At 57.4% G+C, this 19,121-nt stretch carries 17 protein-coding genes and 1 tRNA gene; 6 read left to right on the plus strand and 12 right to left on the minus strand.

The features are described 5' to 3' along the window. Nucleotides 1-7: 7 nt before the first annotated feature. From EKL15_RS10535 to EKL15_RS10550, 4 genes are all read right to left on the minus strand, one after another. A complete protein-coding gene (locus EKL15_RS10535; RefSeq protein WP_084826952.1) occupies nt 8-1,633 on the minus strand; it encodes a methyl-accepting chemotaxis protein in 1,626 nt (541 codons plus the stop codon). Nucleotides 1,634-1,858: 225 nt separating this feature from the next. After that, nucleotides 1,859-3,505, minus strand: coding sequence for a chaperonin GroEL (gene groL / locus EKL15_RS10540; protein WP_004929662.1), 1,647 nt, complete (start codon nt 3,503-3,505; stop codon nt 1,859-1,861). A 44-nt stretch (nt 3,506-3,549) separates the two neighbouring features. Next, nucleotides 3,550-3,843, minus strand: a complete 294-nt coding sequence (locus EKL15_RS10545; protein ID WP_004952634.1) for a co-chaperone GroES — start codon at nt 3,841-3,843, stop codon at nt 3,550-3,552. Between the two features lie 189 nt (nt 3,844-4,032). Beyond that, nucleotides 4,033-4,521, minus strand: a complete 489-nt coding sequence (locus EKL15_RS10550; RefSeq protein ID WP_019453406.1) for an FxsA family protein — start codon at nt 4,519-4,521, stop codon at nt 4,033-4,035. 369 nt (nt 4,522-4,890) lie between these two features. Between EKL15_RS10550 and aspA the strand changes: the two genes are divergently transcribed. The 6 genes from aspA (at nt 4,891) to EKL15_RS10580 (ending at nt 10,738) form a co-directional block, all read left to right on the plus strand. Beyond that, nucleotides 4,891-6,327 carry an aspartate ammonia-lyase gene (aspA, locus tag EKL15_RS10555; RefSeq protein WP_004929659.1) on the plus strand — a complete coding sequence of 479 codons (1,437 nt, stop codon included), beginning with the start codon at nt 4,891-4,893 and terminating at the stop codon, nt 6,325-6,327. A 125-nt stretch (nt 6,328-6,452) separates the two neighbouring features. Beyond that, nucleotides 6,453-7,754 (plus strand): anaerobic C4-dicarboxylate transporter, encoded by a 1,302-nt coding sequence (locus EKL15_RS10560; protein ID WP_038879248.1) that lies wholly within the window; start codon nt 6,453-6,455, stop codon nt 7,752-7,754. Between the two features lie 109 nt (nt 7,755-7,863). After that, a complete protein-coding gene (cutA, locus tag EKL15_RS10565) occupies nt 7,864-8,187 on the plus strand; it encodes a divalent cation tolerance protein CutA (RefSeq protein WP_004929657.1) in 324 nt (107 codons plus the stop codon). Further along, nucleotides 8,163-9,887, plus strand: a complete 1,725-nt coding sequence (locus EKL15_RS10570) for a protein-disulfide reductase DsbD (protein ID WP_203089448.1) — start codon at nt 8,163-8,165, stop codon at nt 9,885-9,887. The genes cutA and EKL15_RS10570 overlap by 25 nt, the downstream gene beginning before the upstream one ends. Before the next feature lie 39 nt (nt 9,888-9,926). After that, nucleotides 9,927-10,502: a transcriptional regulator gene (locus EKL15_RS10575; RefSeq protein WP_016929381.1), complete on the plus strand. Its 576-nt coding sequence runs from the start codon at nt 9,927-9,929 to the stop codon at nt 10,500-10,502. Nucleotides 10,503-10,662: 160 nt separating this feature from the next. After that, a tRNA-Phe gene (locus EKL15_RS10580) sits at nt 10,663-10,738 on the plus strand. A 946-nt stretch (nt 10,739-11,684) separates the two neighbouring features. Here EKL15_RS10580 and EKL15_RS10585 read toward each other — a convergent pair. The 8 genes from EKL15_RS10585 to EKL15_RS10620 all read right to left on the minus strand — a co-directional run bounded on the left by EKL15_RS10585 (nt 11,685) and on the right by EKL15_RS10620 (nt 19,117). Further along, nucleotides 11,685-12,230 (minus strand): response regulator transcription factor, encoded by a 546-nt coding sequence (locus tag EKL15_RS10585; protein WP_100397121.1) that lies wholly within the window; start codon nt 12,228-12,230, stop codon nt 11,685-11,687. A 91-nt stretch (nt 12,231-12,321) separates the two neighbouring features. Further along, nucleotides 12,322-13,308, minus strand: a complete 987-nt coding sequence (locus EKL15_RS10590; protein ID WP_157800504.1) for a PapG chaperone-binding domain-containing protein — start codon at nt 13,306-13,308, stop codon at nt 12,322-12,324. A gap of 136 nt (nt 13,309-13,444) precedes the next feature. Further along, on the minus strand, nt 13,445-13,948 hold the full coding sequence (locus EKL15_RS10595; protein WP_100397122.1) for a fimbrial protein: 504 nt from the start codon (nt 13,946-13,948) through the stop codon (nt 13,445-13,447). Between the two features lie 4 nt (nt 13,949-13,952). Next, nucleotides 13,953-14,543 carry a fimbrial protein gene (locus EKL15_RS10600; protein ID WP_203089449.1) on the minus strand — a complete coding sequence of 197 codons (591 nt, stop codon included), beginning with the start codon at nt 14,541-14,543 and terminating at the stop codon, nt 13,953-13,955. Further along, a complete protein-coding gene (locus EKL15_RS10605; RefSeq protein WP_369804004.1) occupies nt 14,536-15,075 on the minus strand; it encodes a fimbrial protein in 540 nt (179 codons plus the stop codon). The genes EKL15_RS10600 and EKL15_RS10605 overlap by 8 nt, the downstream gene beginning before the upstream one ends. Nucleotides 15,076-15,197: 122 nt before the next feature. Next, nucleotides 15,198-15,947, minus strand: a complete 750-nt coding sequence (locus EKL15_RS10610) for a fimbria/pilus periplasmic chaperone (protein WP_100397142.1) — start codon at nt 15,945-15,947, stop codon at nt 15,198-15,200. A 30-nt stretch (nt 15,948-15,977) separates the two neighbouring features. Beyond that, nucleotides 15,978-18,542, minus strand: coding sequence for an outer membrane usher protein (locus tag EKL15_RS10615; protein WP_100397125.1), 2,565 nt, complete (start codon nt 18,540-18,542; stop codon nt 15,978-15,980). 29 nt (nt 18,543-18,571) lie between these two features. Beyond that, on the minus strand, nt 18,572-19,117 hold the full coding sequence (locus tag EKL15_RS10620) for a fimbrial protein (RefSeq protein WP_100397126.1): 546 nt from the start codon (nt 19,115-19,117) through the stop codon (nt 18,572-18,574). Between the last annotated feature and the right edge of the window lie 4 nt (nt 19,118-19,121).

The following is a 19,121-nucleotide window of genomic DNA, read 5'->3' on the forward strand; positions in this document are numbered from 1 at the left end:
GGCGGCGTTAGGCCCAAGCGGCAACGGCCGCCGATGCCTGCGCCTCCACGTCGCCCTGGTGCGGTTCCCCCTCCGCCAGTTGGAATACCGCCACCGCCTGCGCCAGCAGGGCCGCCTGCTCCTCCACGCCGACGGCGGTGGTCGCCACCTCCTCCACCAGCGCGGCGTTCTGCTGGGTCACCTGATCCATCTGGGTCACCGCTACCCCGACCTGCTCGACGCCCTTGCTTTGCTCTTCCGACGCGTACGAGATGTTATCCATCAGCGACGTCACCTGGTTCACCGAGCCAACGATGGCATTCATCGTCTCGCCTGCCTGCTCCACCAAGCGCACGCCGGCGGCGATATCGCCGGTCACGCCGTCGACCAAACTGCTGATTTCCTTGGCCGAAGTCGCGCAGCGCTGCGCCAGATTGCGCACCTCGCCGGCCACCACCGCAAAACCCCGCCCCTGTTCACCGGCCCGCGCGGCCTCCACGGCGGCGTTCAGCGCCAGGATATTGGTCTGGAAGGCGATGCCGTCGATCACGCTGGTAATATCCCCCACCTGACGCGCGCTGTCGTTGATCGCCCGCATCTTGTCGACCGCGCTGGCCATCAGCGTTTCGCCGTTGCGGGCAATGCCGGCGGTCTGATTGACCATCCCGGCGGCCTGGTTGGCGTTATCGGCGTTTTGCCGCACCGTCGCGGTGATCTGTTCCATGCTAGCGGCGGTTTCCGTCAGCGCGCTGGCCTGTTCTTCCGTGCGGCTGGAAAGATCGGCGTTGCCGACGGCGATCTCGTGCGTACCGTGGTTGATCGACTCCACGCCGTCACGCACCTGCTGCACGGTGGCGCTCAGTTCCTGCTGCATCGTTCGCAGGCTGGCAAACAGCATGCCGATCTCATTGTTGTTGCGTACCGCGATCTCGCAGCGCAGATCGCCGCGCCCAACCTTTTGCAAGTGTTCGGCGATCTGGCGCAGCGGCAGGATCAAGCGCCGGCGGAAATCACGTTGCACGGCGACCAGCAGCAGCAGGATCGCCGCCAGGGTGCCGCTCAGCAGGCGTGCAAAGACTTTTTGGGTCTGCTCCGCCTCTTCCACCGCCAGACGATGGGCGGCCACCGTGGCCCGCATGTAGTCGGCAAACTGGCTATCCAGCCGCTGGCGCACCTGGCGCTTCTCTGCCGCCATGGCGTGCAGCCGCTCGATCAGCGCCACCTGCGGCGTGTCGGCCAACAGCGTCAGCTCTTGCTTCAGCACCGCCTGCTGCGCCAGGTAGACCTTTTTCATCGCCTCGCCCAGATCCGGGCGCGATACCGTCAGGCCCGGCGTCTCCCAGAACAGGTTGAACGCGACGTCGGCGCTGCGCAGCTCGTTACGTGCCTCAATGATGCCCTGCCGGATATCGGCGGCGTCCGTCTGCGCCATGCGCTCGAACGCCATGTTGTCGATCAGCGTCTGCGTTTGCAGCAAAGCACGCCAACTGCGGTTCAGCGCGGCTTCCTCGTCGGAGAAAGTGCTCATCCTGCCGATGCTGTTGCCGTTTTGCTGCATGAAATAGAAGGCGATGGCGCCGGTTCCCATGGGCATCAAGCCCAACAGCAACAGCATCAACATCAGCCAGGTGGCTATTTTCATATTTTTCAGCATAAGTCGTCTCCGTTGACAGTCACACCGGCGAGGGAAAATTCCCCGCCTGGTAGGGGCTATATCGGTACGAAACGACAACGGTTTAGGGTAAAAGCAAAATAATGCAATAATTCATTCAGTGAACTAATAACAAGCTAAATAAACATTCTTTTTATTGATTTTTAAGATAAAAAAAACCCCGGTCGTTTGACCGGGGTTCTCAGCACACAAGCGTGTGGGGGATGATTACATCATGCCGCCCATGCCACCCATGCCACCCATGCCGCCTGCTGCGCCCAGATCCGGTGCGTCAGCCTTCGGCAGGTCGGTGACCATGCATTCGGTGGTGATCATCAGGCCAGCCACGGAAGCCGCGTACTGCAGAGCAGAACGGGTCACTTTGGTTGGATCCAGGATACCCATCGCGATCATGTCGCCGTATTCTTCAGAGTAAGCGTTGTAGCCGTAGCTGCCTTCGCCCGCTTTCACCTGGTTGGCGATAACGGAAGCTTCTTCACCGGCGTTGACCACGATCTGACGCAGAGGGGCTTCCATTGCGCGCAGCGCAACTTTGATACCCACGTTCTGGTCTTCGTTGTCGCCTTTCAGCGCGGCGATTTTGCCTGCAACGCGGATCAGCGCTACGCCACCGCCGGCCACCACGCCTTCTTCCACTGCAGCGCGGGTCGCGTGCAGGGCGTCTTCAACGCGGGCTTTCTTCTCTTTCATTTCAACTTCAGTGGCTGCGCCAACCTTGATAACGGCAACGCCGCCGGCCAGTTTCGCTACGCGCTCCTGCAGTTTTTCACGATCGTAGTCAGAGGTCGCTTCTTCGATCTGCTGACGAATTTGAGCAACGCGGCCCTGGATGGTCGCTTCGTCGCCCACGCCATCGATGATGATGGTAGTGTCTTTGTTGATCACAACGCGTTTTGCCTGGCCCAGGTCTTCCAGGGTGGCTTTTTCCAGCTCCAGACCGATCTCTTCAGAGATAACGGTACCGGCAGTCAGGGTCGCGATGTCCTGCAGCATGGCTTTACGGCGGTCGCCGAAGCCAGGCGCCTTAACGGCAGCCACTTTCACGATGCCGCGCATGGTGTTGACCACCAGGGTCGCCAGCGCTTCGCCTTCTACGTCTTCAGCGATGATCAGCAGCGGTTTGCCTGCTTTGGCAACGGCTTCCAGCACCGGCAGCATTTCGCGGATGTTGGAGATCTTTTTGTCAGCCAGCAGGATGAACGGGCTTTCCAGCTCAACAGAACCGGTTTCCGGCTTGTTGATGAAGTATGGGGACAGGTAACCGCGGTCGAACTGCATACCTTCAACCACGTCCAGCTCGTCTTGCAGGCCGGTGCCTTCTTCAACGGTGATAACGCCTTCTTTGCCCACTTTCTCCATCGCTTCCGCGATCAGTTTACCCACGGTTTCGTCGGAGTTGGCGGAGATGGTGCCTACCTGAGCGATAGCTTTGGAATCGGAGCAAGGTACGGACAGTTTTTTCAGTTCTTCAACCGCAGCGACAACCGCTTTGTCGATGCCGCGCTTCAGGTCCATCGGGTTCATGCCTGCAGCAACCGCTTTCAGGCCTTCGGTGATGATGGATTGCGCCAGTACGGTTGCCGTGGTGGTGCCGTCGCCCGCCGCGTCGTTCGCTTTGGAGGCCACTTCTTTCACCATCTGTGCGCCCATGTTCTCGAACTTGTCTTCCAGTTCGATTTCACGCGCAACGGAAACGCCGTCTTTGGTGATGGTCGGTGCGCCGAAAGATTTATCCAGCACTACGTTGCGGCCTTTCGGGCCCAGAGTCACTTTTACTGCATCAGCGAGAACATTCACGCCGCGGAGCATTTTCACGCGAGCGTCATTGCCGAATTTTACGTCTTTAGCTGCCATTGGTATTTCCCTTCAACTCGTTCAGTTCAGAAGATAAAGCGCAATTACGCTTCAACAATTGCCAGAATGTCGCTTTCGGACATGATCAACACTTCTTCATTGTCGATCTTCTCTGCTTTCACGCCGTAGCCGTCGTTGAAAATCACGATATCGCCAACTTTTACATCCAGCGGTTGGATGTTGCCGCTTTCCAGCACACGCCCTTTACCCACTGCAACCACTTCACCGCGAGTGGATTTACCCGCCGCAGAGCCAGTCAGGACGATGCCGCCAGCAGATTTTGATTCAACTTCTTTGCGCTTGACGATAACGCGGTCATGCAATGGACGAATACTCATTGAACGCTCTCCTGTAAGAAGGTCTCTATCAGATTTAGGGTTGTACACCGGATGGTTGTTATTACCGGCCTCGTGGGATTTGAGATGGGGGCGTTCCAGCCCCCTTCAAGGGGGCTAACGAAAAAAATTTCGCATTTTTGGTCGCGCGGGTGCTACAGAGATGAAAAACGCGGCCTGAGCCGCGTTTGCTTAACGATCGTGAGGCTTGCGCTCCTCGTCCGGGCGGTGTTCCAGCACCGGGCGTTCGTCGTCCTTGCGCTGGAATTCGCCGTCGAAGGTGTTGCCGTTGGCGGCGTCGCCGCCCGTCCAACCGCCGGGGCGATAAACCGACAGGTGCGGCATCAGCTTCAGCGTCAACGATTTTTGCACCGGCGGCAGCAGCAGCAACAGGCCGAGGAAGTCGGTAAAGAAGCCCGGAATCAGCAGCAGGAAGCCCGCCAGCACCAGCGAAACGCTTTTCACCATTTCCGCCGCCGGGCTTTCGCCGGCCGCCAGTTTTTGCTGCATCTGCACGAAGGTTTTCATGCCCTGATTGCGCACCAGCGAGATGCCGACGCAGGAGCTGAACACCACCAGCAGCAGGGTGACAGCCACGCCGAGCACGGCGGCGACTTTGATAAAGATGGATATTTCTATGTATGCCAGCAGAAATATCAGCAGTAGCGGTAACCAGCGCACCTGGTTCTCCTATCGGTAGGTAAAGCGCGGCCGCCACGGGGCGACGGCGCGAAAAAAGAGGCCGTAAACGGCCGACACCATTACAATGAGGGCATCACCCCACCATTTCAACCGAGAGCCGGTTTTTATTGCTAAAGTTCACAAACGTGAAAGAAGTCACAGAACCGGAAAAGGGCATATCCTTAAACACCATAAGGTGATCTGGATTCAGTCATTTCTTACCAACCAGCATATGATCTGGGCAGCAACGGGCGATTTGGTTAATCGTTTCACGCCCCAAGCCTTCGGCAATATTAATTTAGGCTGTGCCCTTACTAGCCTTGACCTGACAAATTATTAATTCGGCAGCAACACATAGAGAAGGTTCTCATGTCAAACAACATTCGTATCGAAGAAGACCTGTTAGGAACACGTGAAGTCCCCGCAGACGCTTACTACGGAGTTCACACTCTGCGTGCGATTGAAAACTTCTACATCAGCAACAGCAAAATCAGCGATGTCCCCGAGTTCGTTCGCGGCATGGTGATGGTGAAAAAGGCCGCGGCGATGGCCAACAAAGAACTCAAAACCATCCCGCGCAAAATCGCCGACGTGATCATCCAGGCCTGCGACGAGGTGCTGGATAAAGGCAAATGCATGGATCAGTTCCCGGTGGACGTGTTCCAGGGCGGCGCAGGCACCTCGCTGAACATGAACACCAACGAAGTGCTGGCGAACATCGGCCTGGAGCTGATGGGCCACCAAAAAGGCGAATACCAGTACCTGAACCCGAACGATCACCTCAATAAGTGCCAGTCCACCAACGACGCCTACCCGACCGGGTTCCGCATCGCGGTGTACGCCTCCAACCAGAAACTGATCGACGCCATCAACCAGCTGCGTGAAGGCTTCGACCGCAAGGCGAAAGAGTTCGAAACCATCCTGAAAATGGGCCGCACCCAGCTGCAAGACGCAGTGCCGATGACCCTCGGCCAGGAGTTCCACGCCTTCAGCGTGCTGCTGAACGAAGAGACCCGCAACCTGCATCGCACCGCGGAGCTGCTGCTGGAAGTGAACCTGGGCGCCACCGCCATCGGCACCGCACTCAACACCCCGGAAGGCTATCAGCCGCTGGCGGTGCAAAAACTGGCGGAAGTCAGCGGCCTGCCGGTGGTGCCGGCGGAAGACCTGATCGAGGCCACCTCCGACTGCGGCGCCTACGTGATGGTGCACAGCGCGCTCAAACGCCTGGCGGTGAAACTGTCCAAAATCTGCAACGACCTGCGCCTGCTCTCCTCCGGCCCGCGCGCCGGCCTGAACGAAATCAACCTGCCTGAGCTGCAGGCGGGATCGTCCATCATGCCGGCCAAAGTGAACCCGGTCGTGCCGGAAGTGGTCAATCAGGTGTGTTTCAAGGTGATTGGCAACGACACTTGCGTTACCATGGCGGCCGAAGCGGGCCAGCTGCAGTTGAACGTGATGGAGCCGGTGATCGGCCAGGCGATGTTCGAGTCGATCCACATCCTGACCAACGCCTGCTACAACCTGCTGGAAAAATGCATTAACGGCATCACCGCGAATAAAGAAGTCTGCGAACACTACGTCTTCAACTCGATCGGTATCGTCACCTATCTGAACCCGTTCATCGGCCACCATAACGGTGACATCGTCGGGAAGATCTGCGCCGAAACCGGCAAGAGCGTGCGTGAAGTGGTGCTGGAACGCGGCCTGCTGACCGAAGCCGAGCTGGATGACATCTTCTCCGTGGAGAACCTGATGCACCCGGCCTATAAAGCCAAACGCTATACGGATGAAAATGAACAATAACAGACCTACCCGGTAGCCCTGAAAGGCACGCTAAATCCTCTGGATAGCGTGCCTTTTTACTTTCCGGCGCCCACAAAATTTTAACGTTTAATTTTCAATTTCTCTCATTTTAAGGAGTAAACACTATGCTAGCCTTGGAATTGGTTATCGTTCTGCTGGCCATCTTTTTAGGGGCCAGGTTGGGCGGTATCGGTATCGGGTTCGCGGGGGGATTGGGCGTTCTGGTCCTGGCGCTGATCGGCGTCAAGCCGGGCAGCATTCCCTTCGACGTGATTTCCATCATCATGGCGGTGATCGCGGCGATCTCCGCGATGCAGGTCGCCGGGGGGATGGACTATCTGGTGCAGCAGACCGAAAAGCTGCTGCGCAAGAACCCCAAGCACATCACCATTCTCGCCCCTATCGTCACCTACTTCCTGACCATCTTCGCCGGCACCGGCAACATCTCGCTCTCGGCGCTGCCGGTGATCGCCGAAGTGGCGAAAGAACAGGGCATCAAGCCTTGCCGGCCGCTGTCCACCGCCGTGGTGTCCGCCCAGATCGCCATCACCGCCTCGCCGATATCCGCCGCGGTGGTGTACATGTCTTCGGTGATGGAAGGCCACGGCGTCAGCTACCTGCACCTGCTGATGGTGGTGATCCCGTCCACCTTCTGCGCCGTGCTGGTGATGTCGCTGCTGGTGACCTGGCTGTTCGACTCCAAGCTGTCTAACGATCCGGTGTACCTGAAACGCCTGGAAGAAGGCCTGATCACCCTGCGCGGCAACAACGCGCTGGCGATCAAACCGCGCGCCAAAGCCTCGGTGCTGCTGTTCCTGCTGGGCGTGCTGTGCGTGGTGGCTTACGCCATCATCAACAGCCCGGGCCTGGGCCTGGTGGCCAAGCCGCTGATGAACACCACCAACGCCATCCTGATCATCATGCTGAGCGTCGCCACGCTGACCACCCTGCTGTGCCGCGTCGACACCGACATGGTGCTGAACTCCAGCACCTTCAAGGCCGGCATGAGCGCCTGTATTTGTATCCTCGGCGTCGCCTGGCTGGGCGATACCTTCGTGCAGGCCAACATCGACTGGATCAAAGAGACGGCCGGCAGCGTCATTCAGGCGCACCCGTGGCTGCTGGCGGTGATCTTCTTCTTCTGCTCGGCGCTGCTGTACTCGCAGGCCGCTACCGCCAAGGCGCTGATGCCGATGGCGCTGGCGCTGAACGTATCGCCGCTGACCGCCGTCGCCTCCTTCGCCGCCGTCTCCGGCCTGTTCATCCTGCCGACCTACCCAACGCTGGTCGCCGCGGTGCAGATGGACGATACCGGCACCACGCGCATCGGCCGCTTCGTGTTCAACCATCCGTTCTTCATTCCCGGCACCATGGGCGTGATCTTCGCCGTGGTATTCGGCTTCCTGCTCGGCAGCATCATGCTGTAACGCTCCGACCGGGGCTGCGGCCCCGGTTTTCCTTCTGGCGATAAACTCGCCTTCTAGCCAATCCGCCTTCAGGGTATAGTGCCCATTCGAACCGATGAGAGGGCTGAAGATGTCTGATTGCGAAGCTGTCGTCATACTCTGTACCGCACCCGATGAAGCCAGCGCCCAGGAACTGGCGGCGCGGGTCCTGGGCGATAAACTGGCGGCCTGCGCCACGCTGCTGCCCGGCGCTACCTCGCTGTATTACTGGGAAGGGAAACTGGAACAGGAATACGAAGTGCAGATGCTGTTCAAAAGCGATCGCCGCCGTCAGCAGGCCCTGCTCGACACCCTGAAACAACATCACCCTTACCAGACGCCCGAGCTGCTGGTGCTGCCGGTGATGGCCGGAGATAAAGACTACCTGTTATGGATCAACGCTTCCTTAAACTGATTTTGCTGCTGTGCAGCCTGTTCTTCCTGCCGCAGGCGGCGCAGGCTTCGCTGTTCGCGCCGAAGGGCGGCAGCCAGTTCGTGCCTGTCGATCAGGCCTTCGCCTTCGATTTCAAACAGCAAGGCAGCCAGGTAACGCTGAACTGGCAGATCCGCCCCGGCTACTACCTGTATCGCCAGCAGATCAAACTGGTGCCGCAGCAGGCGACGCTCGGCGCCTTTACCCTGCCCGAAGGGTTGAGCCACAAGGACGAGTTCTTCGGCGAAGTGGCGATTTTCAAACAGCAGCTGAATCTGCAGGTGCCGCTGCAACAGGCGGCGGCCAACGCCAGCCTCAGCGTCACCTATCAGGGCTGCGCCGAGGCCGGCTTCTGCTATCCGCCGGAAACCCGGATCATCCCGCTGGACGCGGTCAGCGCCGGCGCGGCCGCCCCGCTCCCGGCGGTTGACACCGCACCAACCGAACAGCCCGCTACGCCGGCCAGCCTGCCGTTCTCGCCGCTGTGGGCGCTGCTGATCGGCATCGGCATCGCCTTCACCCCGTGCGTGCTGCCAATGTACCCGCTGATCTCCGGCATCATCCTCGGCCGCGACCGGCCGCAAAGCAGCGGCCGCATTCTGGCGCTGGCGGTGGTTTACGTGCAGGGCATGGCGCTCACCTACACCCTGCTGGGGCTGGTGGTGGCCGCCGCCGGCCTGCAGTTCCAGGCGGCGCTGCAGCACCCTTACGTGCTGATCGGCCTGTCGGTGCTGTTCATCGCGCTGGCGCTGTCGATGTTCGGCCTCTATTCCCTGCAGCTGCCCTCGGCGCTGCAAACCCGGCTGGCGAACTGGAGCAATACCCAGCGCGGCGGCTCACTGACCGGCGTGTTCCTGATGGGCGCCCTGGCCGGGCTGATTTGTTCCCCCTGCACCACCGCGCCGCTCAGCGCCATCCTGCTGTATATCGCCCAGAGCGGTAACCTGTGGGCCGGCGGCGGCACGCTGTACCTGTACGCGCTGGGGATGGGCATTCCGCTGGTGATCGTCACCCTGTTCGGCAACCGCCTGCTGCCGCGCAGCGGCCCGTGGATGCAGTATGTGAAAGAGGCCTTCGGCTTCGTCATTCTGGCGCTGCCGGTGTTCCTGCTGGAGCGGGTGATCGGCGATCTGTGGGGCCTGCGCCTGTGGAGCCTGCTCGGCCTGGCGTTCTTCGGTTGGGCCTTCGCCCTGAGCTTGAGAAGCGCGCGCGGCTGGGCACGCGCCCTGCAGCTTCTGCTGCTGGCGGCGGCGGTGATCGCCGCGCGGCCGCTGCAGGACTGGGCCTTCGGCGCCGACCAGGCGCAGCAGGCGGCTCAGCCGCACCTGACGTTTACCCGCATCAACAACGTCGAGCAGCTCGATCTCGCGCTGCAACAGGCGCGGGGCAAGCCGGTGATGCTGGACCTGTACGCCGACTGGTGCGTGGCCTGTAAAGAGTTCGAGAAATACACCTTCAGCGATGCGGCGGTGCAGGCGAGCCTGGCCAACGCGGTGCTGCTGCAGGCGGACGTCACCGCCAACGGTGCGGAACAGGCGGCGCTGCTGAAGCATCTGCAGGTGCTGGGGTTGCCGACGATCCTGTTCTTCGATCCGGCCGGCCAGGAGCTGACGGCCCAGCGGGTCACCGGTTTTATGAAGGCGGAAGCCTTCAACGCGCATTTGCAGAAAGTGATGCGATAAATGACACTGAAGATCGGAAGCGAATGGGAGGAAGCACAAGTGCAACGTGAACACGTCCTTGATACCGCGCTGGGCCTGTTGGAACAACAGGGCCTGGCGACCGCCACATTAGAGATGCTGGCGGAAAAACTCGACGTTCAGCCCGGCGATCTCAAACGGTTCTGGCCGGATCGCGAAGCATTGCTGTACGACTGCCTGCGCTACCACGGCCAACAGATTGACACCTGGCGCCGCCAGCTGCTGCTGGACGAAAACCTGAGCCCGCAGCAAAAGCTGCTGGCGCGCTATGACGTGCTGGCGGAATACGTGCAGCAAGACCGCTACCCCGGCTGCCTGTTTATCGCCGCCTGCAGCTTCTTCCCGGAAACGGATCACCCGATCCATCAGTTGGCGGAGCAGCAAAAGCTGACCTCACTGGAGCTGACCCGCGAACTGCTGCGTGAAATGGACGCCGACGACGCCGACATGGTGGCGCAGCAAATGGAATTGATTCAGGAAGGCTGCCTGAGCAAACTGCTGGTAAAACGCCAACTCCAGGACGTATCGGTCGCCAAACGGCTGGCGGAAGACATCTTGCAGGTGGCACAGTGCCGCCGCAACGGGGCGCTAAGCTGAGCGAGCCGCGCTTACGGCGCCGCCAACCCAAGGTGATAGCCACAGCAGGCGCATTTTTTGCGCCCTTTGCCTGAAAAGCCAGCAACCGGAGGCATTTTAACGTCTTTCACGCATAAAGCCGTTGACGGCCATCGGCCAATACGGTTTAATGCTGCGCGTTGCCCGGATAGCTCAGTCGGTAGAGCAGGGGATTGAAAATCCCCGTGTCCTTGGTTCGATTCCGAGTCCGGGCACCATATTTAGAGAACCCAGCCTATGGCTGGGTTTTTGCTTTTCAGGGACAGGACTCTCCATCGAACTACGTTCGATTATTCGGCCAAAGGCCTCACCCTACGGGCCAGCGCTGAAGCGCTGTTCAACCCGGCGCAAGCGCCGCTTGTCCGAGTCCGGTCGCCCTATTCAGAAGAACCCGCCTATGGCGGGTTTTTCGCTTTCCGGGGTACGGACTCTCCATCGAACTACGTTCGATTATTCGGCCAAAGGCCTCACCCTGCGGGCCAGCGCTGAAGCGCTGTTCAACCCGGCGCAAGCGCCGGTTGTCCGAGTCCGGTCGCCCTATTGAGAGAACCCAGCCTATGGCGGGTTTCATTATTCTGAGCTGAGTATCACCTGACAGAGCAAACCTAGTCCCACCACCGCCAGGCTCTCCTGCCGGTCATATTTTCCTGAATGGTCAGTCGTCTTTTCTTCATGCGCTTCGCGTGCTGAAAAAACGAATAAAGGCTCAAAAAAAACAGAAATACTGCCAGAAAAAACAGATCCACATGACCTCCCTGTGCTGCCCGGCACAGAGGCGCAACCTGCCAGTAGTGCACCTCTCCCGGTATCAGCGCGGTATTATTTCCCTAAGTTATCAATAGAGCCTCATCAACAGCCCTGGCTGACAAAGGACGAAAAAAAGCAGGGCTATCCCTGCTGGTTGGGTAACACGCATTCGCAAAAAACTCCCCGCCTCTCACAACAAAACCGGTGAGACAACAGAGATAACTAAACTCCCTTGATTCACCGATTTATTTCACCGGTGCGTGACTGAGGCATAGGGGCGCCTGAGCGTAATTAATTACGTTCAACTAATAAATTTAAAATAAATATCAGCAGTATTTATTAATTAATGCCCGATACGCTAGACTTTACCTGCCAGAATTTAACAAAATACAGGAAATAGAAAATCCCTCGTTGAGGTTAAGATAATTCTCCTTCATGCGACAAAAGCCAATACAGCAACTCATGATTGCGACAGAGCATTAACTTTCCCATGACAGAACGCTTATGGCTATGCACCGTTTTAACGCTCACACCCATAATTCTGGCAACCTGCGACTGATCAAAACCGTGCCGCATATACCCCATCACCTGTCGCTCACGCGCGGTCAACGTACGGCGTTCATTCACTGGATATTGAACGCTGGACAAGATTTCAGTCAGCAATTCAAACAGGCGACATTGATTATCCGAACGATAGAGCACACCGTTAATGTCACCGGCGGAGTTAACCGGCCTTTCCTTAATCATGACAATCGAGGCCACCGACGCACCATTGCCCGCCCGGCGCCAGCGCTGAGCGCGGCGTCGTACCGACGTCAGCACGATATCGGGGGGGGCCATACTCCCCATCGTTAAAAAATACACCGACTTCTTGTTGGCCCGTGCATATTCCGTGATGCTGTGGCGTAAACCCGCGGCGAAATAGCGGTTTTCGTCATCGATAATGATTTTGACGGGTTTCATTTTTAACCTCATAGAAAGTAAATGGCTAACGGGCAACCTGGCTGGATACTTCCACATAAAAAAACATTGAATTAAACGATGCGCGGCATTGTCAGTAATTATTTACAACCAGAATGGCACTTCCACTAAAAGGCCCGGCCTCAACCTTGCCAAGAGTATGTAACGTGGACTCCAGATTAATCGTAGCGCCACCCTGAGGAATATTTATTGTCTTGCCAGAAACACCAGAGACGCCATCAATAGTCACTGTGGAATATAGGCTTCCATCAGCTTTCAGCATAATTTTTTCATTGGCATCTTTACTGTAAACAGCCAAATTGGCGTTGGCGGGGTAAGTGCAAGAAATACGCACGCTTTCATTTTTTCTGTGGCCATTTACCGCATCAGCCGTCAATTCGCCATGATCTAAGATCACCGAACCGGTATCGACCTTGCACTCATTGTTTGGGGGGGTAGGGCCAATACATCCTTGCCCTGGCATCGATATATAATATGCACTTGAATAGGTCATGTAAGCCAATGCATAACACACCTTTGAATAGGCTTCCCATCTGTTTTTAACGTTGCACTTCGCGCCCGGCAACACCGGATCGCAATAATATGGAACAGAATACCCCGACACGCTTAAGCCGGCAAAAAGTCCATGAGAACGTAAAATGGTATACAACTCCCCCATTGTTTTAGCATCCAGCATTGCAGGGATTACGGTAGACGCCCCAGTCCCCCCACTCCCAGCCCACTGTGTGTTCAAAGTGGATTCCACATACGGCCACGCGGACTGTAATTCGCGATTATGTGAAACGCCGACGACAACTTTACAGGACTTCTCTCGATGGCAAGGGTTGGGCGTTGGGTCATTATAATCAATGCTTACAGCGGCTCCCGTAGCGCCAGCAGCCTTGGAGTTTGCAATAACAATAGATCCATCCTTATTGATAGGCGCATTCGTAGTCTGCCAAACCATCCCCGCCGTGGCCAGATGAGAAAAACTTAAAAATAAAGCGACGGATAAAAAAGACAATCCTTTAATTAGCCAGGCTATTTTGTCATTAAAAAAACAGTTATTCCGAAAAGTCATAAAACCTCTTAATCGCCAGAAACGCATTAAGTTTAAAACGCAGCATCATCCCTCAGGATTTTCCGCAGCACCGCAGCCGTTTTATTTAGCGCTCTTAATTAGCACCGGGGGAGTATTCCCCGGTGCAGGTAGGGCACTATTCATACATCGCGGTCATGGTCGCCGAACCGGTAAAATCACCGCCGACCAGCGAAGCGCCAGGGCGCGCGATCGGCACGGCATACAGCTTGGTCGGGTTTTTTTCATCGATATCCAGTTTTGTTTTGCTGGCGTAAGTCGTATCCCCCGCGCCCTGAGTGATACGCAACCCAAGATTAGGAATGTTGGATTGCAGCGGCCTGTAATCCCCCCAGGAAACCTCGACAAAGTCCAACATCACCTTAAGCTGCCCGGTGTTCGGCGTGCCGCCTGAACAGGAAACGCTATAAGGGATCTCCATTTTCTTATAGCCGACGCCGTCAATTTTTTTAACGGCGACGTTATCAAAGTTAACGGTGATATCTTTACCCGCATTGAGGATGCAGTCAGGCTGCTCTACCAGCTTACCGGTAAAGTTCACATTTATCGCCTGTGCCGTTCCGTTGGCCAATACCCCAATAAAAGCCAAGGCAGCCAATCCTGTAAAACGCTTCATGTCCATCTCCTTATTGAACTTCTACTAGTAATGTCGCGGCGCCTGAAAAATCCCCACCGCGTAAGGTGGCGCCGTTACGTTTTATTGGCACAGCCTGTAATTCCGGGATATAGGGATAGTAAAAATTCAGCCACTCATTCAGTTTTAACTGCTGATTACTTTGCTGCAGCAACTTGATTGCCAGGTCGTTATTATCAGTGCGCAACAAACCGTCACCAAAGTTTGGACTGATGCCCTGCAACTTGACCTTCATTAATCCATTCATCCCGGAAGTATCACCATCACAAACCACCTGATAGGGGATCTTGCGCTTGCCATAGTTAACGCCATCAATGTCCGCGATATTCAACTCGCCGAATAACACGTCTATATCTTTGCCACCATTGATTTCACATTTTGGTTTTGCGGTGATAACGCCTTTCACCGTGACGTCCACCGAGGCGGCGTGGGCAGGGTGGCTCACGATCAACATGACCAGGAGGGTTAACACCGACGTGGCAGCGGCGGTGAGCAATAGCATGCCTCCCAAGAGGAAATATTCACTGCCGGTTTGCCACCTACGCCGCCATGAGAAATCGCCCATACCGCTCATCTCAGTCATAATTCATCCGAAAATCGATCGCGGCGCGATACGCACCGGCCAACAAAGGGGCCCGCGTACGCTCCGCCATCACATAAAATTGCAGACCATTGTCACTCTGCGTCAACAACTGCGGCCGACTGCGGCTTCCCAGCCGCACATCTTGATGATCGGCATCCAACACGCGCAATCCCAAGCCACTGGCCCCCTTTACCTGTACCAACTGTGGATTATCCGCATCAGCAGGGGCGGTGAAACTCACCGTCACGGCCGGCTGATAGGCATCCCACAGCCGGTAACCCAAGCGAGGATCTCTGATGGCCGCCCCCATGCGCGTGCAGTCGCGCAGCCGCAGCTTGAAGGCCACCGGCTGCGCGCGGCTGCCGGGCACCGCCAGGCTGCCCGTGGTGGTTTCACCCAGCCAGATATCTTGATAAGCCGAAGACATCTCCAGCCGGCAGGCGCCTTCGGTTAATGCGCCATGCACAAACAACACGCCGCTATTACCCTGCTCTGCCTGGCTCTGCTGGCTCGCCATCAAAACCAGCGCCAATAGCGCCGCCTGGCCTGCTCGTCGCGTTAAAGCGCCTCTCCCTTGGCTGTTGCAGCCCGTACCGATTCTTTGCATTGTTTTCCCTGCCGCCTCAACTGATGGGACGCCGCTACCTGCGCCGGTTACCCTTGCTTCTCAGGCACGACCTGACAATCGCCGGCGCCACACTTGAAGGTCAGATCCGGGCGACCGCCGTAGTCGTTGATATAAGTCAGCACCGGTGCGCTGCCCAAGCCGGAGGCCCCTAACGCGACGCTGCCTTTTGGCGGCACCATCAGCGGCTCAAAACCGGCGGCGGTTTTACCATTCTTACTGCTGCGAGCATCAACCAGCGTGATGTAATACGGGGTCGGGTTGTTGGCCCTAAAGCCCTCGCCCTGGCGAGTCAGAGTCAACTGCTCTTGCCACGGACTGAACGCGGCGTTTTTGTTCGGCACGATCGCTGCCGGGCGATAGAACAGCTTGATACGGGTCTGCAGCGCGATTTGCAGCGTGTTAGCCTTGGTACTCTTTGGCGGGATCTCGCGCAGGTTGAAGTAGAATAAGCTCTCGCGATCCTGCGGCAGCGCCTTGGCGGCCGGCAGCGCCTGCACTTTGACCTGGCTTTGTGCGCCCGGCTCTACCCGCTGCACCGGCGGCAACACGATCAGCGGGCTGGTGATTTTTTCCCCCTGCTCATTCTCCAGCCAGCCCTGAGCCAGATAAGGGAGCTGCGTGTTTTTATTGGTGATGCTCATGCTGACCGAGTTATCGCCACCGTTTAAAATCACGCGGGTGCGATCCAGCGCGATGGCGGCCTGCGCCTGGCCGCTCAGCAAAGTGGTGGTCAGCAGGCCGGCTACCGACAGCGTTTTTACAGTGTTGTTTCGCATAATAAGGTTCCATTTGGTCAAAAATTGCATTTACGGGTTTTCCGGGGCATCCGCCGCCTGGCCTTCATTTCCAGCGCCTGCGGCCACTCGCCGGCACGGCAGCAATAAATCGTTCAGAGCGATATCCGTACGCACCGCCGGCAGGGTGATTTCGCATTGCGCCTTCCCTTCCCAATGCACCGTCATTTGTTCATCGGCGCGGATACCGCTGAGGTAGACGCTGCCGCCATCGTTCACAATCCCAGTTTGCTGCTTGCGGCGGTTGAACACCTCGGCACCAAACGGCGGCGTGCTGCCGTCCGCCAGGCGGATCACCGCCATCGCTTTCTGGCCGGAAATCACGTTAAAGCGCCGGTAGCCGATGGCGCCTTCGGTGAGCGTCGCCTGCACCACCGACTGCATCGCTTCGGCGTCGTCAGATAAATGCGTCAGATCGATACTCGCCCGGCTGCGGTAAAAGCTGCCGACGTCCGTCACTACCGCTTTGCCAAACATATTGGTGCGAGTCGTGGCGCCATAACCGCGCACCGGCACCCCGGCCACGCCATCGGTGTCCAGCAACAGGCGAGTACCGCCAACGCCCCCGCTGCGGTGTAGCGCCGCCCCCTGGCCAGTCAGCGTGACGCCGCCCAGCAGGCTCATGCCTACCGAGGAATACTCGCCGCTCTGATAGCTGGCGTTGGCGTCGATACGCGCCGCATCGCCATCGTGGCTGTAAAACGCGCTGGCGGATTCGCCGCTGCGCGACCTGCCGGCGGTCAGCTGATAGTTGTTGTGCTCATCCAACCGCTGGTAATACCCCACCCGCTGGCTGTTATTGTTACGGTTCCACGAACTGCTGTAGCTGAGGTTGGTATTCACCCCCCACGGCACCGTCAGGCTCAGGTACATGCCGTCGTCGTTGGTCCCCCTGGACTTGTTGCGGTAGGCCGTCAATGAGGCGCTCATGTTTCTCAACGAACCCAGATCGAAATAGCGTGACAGCGCCAGGCTGTAGCGTTCACCGGTCGGCTTATCCCAGTAGGTCTGGTGGTCGTAGTTGATATACGTACTGAGCCCCAAATCGCGGAACTGCTTGTTGAACGTGATGGTGTACATCTCCCGGCTTTTGCCGTTCTGCAAGCCGTGATAGCGCGCGTCCAGGTATTCGCTCATGGTCATAAAGTTCTGTTCCGAGAAGCGATAACCGGCGAAGGTGACCTGGCTGTCGTATTCATCAAAGCTTTTCGAGTAGCTCAGCCGGTACGAGCCGCCTTTTTTGGTACCGTCTTCGATCGGCAACCTTGCCCGCGAGTGCGTGGTATCGAACGACAGCGCGCCAAACACCAGCAAGTCGCGCCCCACCCCCAGCGACAGCGCGTTATAATCCCCTCCGGCGATGGCCCCGCCGTACAGCGACCAGCCATTGCTGACCCCCCAGGAGAATTCGCCGGTGCCAAAGGTTGGCCCCTGCAAATTGTGCTCCCAATTCGACGGCCGGCCGCCGGCGAACTTGTAGCGCACCATGCCGGGGCGCGTCAGGTAAGGAATGCTGGCGGTATCCACCTGGAGCTGCTGCACGCTGCCGTCTTGCTCTTCAACCTTAACGTCCAGCTTGCCCATCACGGAGTCGCTCAAATCCTGGATGCGGAACGGCCCGGCGGCAACCTGCGCCTCATACAGCACTCGCCCCTGCTGGCTAATGGTGACTTTAGCGTTGGTTTTGGCGATGCCGGCCACCTCCGGCGCATAGCCGCGCAGATTAGGCGGCAGCATGTTGTCATCCGATACCAGGCTGAAGCCGGTAAAGCGGAAGCTGTCGAAGAGATTGCTCTGCAGAGAATCTTCCCCCAGCGCCAGACGCGCGCCCCACTTCGGCAACGCGCGAAAGGCGTAATAGCGGCTCCAGTCAAACGTTTTCTGGCTCGATTCCCCTGAGCCGGTCTGGTGATTGAGGCTGGTCTGCCAGTCTGCCCGCAGCCGCCAGGCGCCCAGGTTGGCGCCCACTGCGCCATTGCCGCTCAGACGCTGCGTCTGCCCCCCACCGTTGCGGCTCTTCTGAGCCTGGCCGTTCAGGTTGTAGTCCAGCAGCAAACCGGGAATGCCGTTATCCCAGCGCGCCGGCGGATCCCAATCCGGCGAGGAGTACTCTAAATAAGCCTGGGGAATGTTCAGATACAACGCCGACACCGCCAGATCGCCCCTGGCCTCGATACCCTCAAGGCTGGTCAAGTCCAGGCACTGCTCGCTATGCCACCAGCGCAGCTGCTTGAGAAACTCGGTTTTAAAGCCCATTTTTTCAACCAGCTGCGGCGACACGCAGGCCGCACTGCCCTCGGGATCATTTTCCGGCGGATAAAAAGCCACCTGCTGTTCATCCAATGACTGTTTGTTCATCAATACCGTCATGCTGTACTTGCCCGGCATAATAAAAGCGCCTTTGGAAAAGCGACTGAGATCGATATTTTTGCGATCGTTGATATCCAGGATGTCGGTGTTGAATTGAATCGCATCATCCGCTCGCCCCTGAAATGTCATGCCGCAGAGAGCCAGAGAAATACATATCCCTAATAAACTTAGCGGGAGCGCACCCGATTTAAATTTTCTCGCATCCATGATTCCGCCAACCTTTAACTTATTTATAATTAGTAGTAATCCAATTTAAAACGAATGGCGGAGCGGTAATCCCCTGCGCGCAATACCTGGCGGTTAGCCACCAGCTGCATTGAATAATTCAAGCGATAATCTTTTGTCAGGGAGTTTTCTATTGACATCGGCACCCCGGGATAAATTTCTTGACCGATACTGTCGGCAATACGTAATGCAACACCGCGAGCATTACCGATGACGCCAAAGGATTTCCCCTCGGCATTGCCGTCAAATATCATGCGGAAATGCTGACGCCCGGAATTAGCGGTGTTATCACCCGATAACCCGCAGTTCACTAATTTCAGCGTAAAAGGGCGGGTCAACCCATGCCCGTCACGGGAAATTTCCTCCACCGGCAAAGTTTTCATGTCGATGGTTTGATCGCGGCTGCCCGATTCAATGGCACAGGCCGCATTAACAATAGCGCCTTCCATATTGACTCTTCCCCAGCCAATAACCGAGGCCATCGTCGGCATCGCCTGAGCCGTAAAAATCGCTGCCAATAGGGAAGGCGCCACTAATTTTTTGCCAATAAGGGCCATAGAG

Origin of the sequence: Serratia sp. 4542 (assembly GCF_016805595.1) — a bacterium.
Lineage (GTDB): Bacteria > Pseudomonadota > Gammaproteobacteria > Enterobacterales > Enterobacteriaceae > Serratia > Serratia nevei.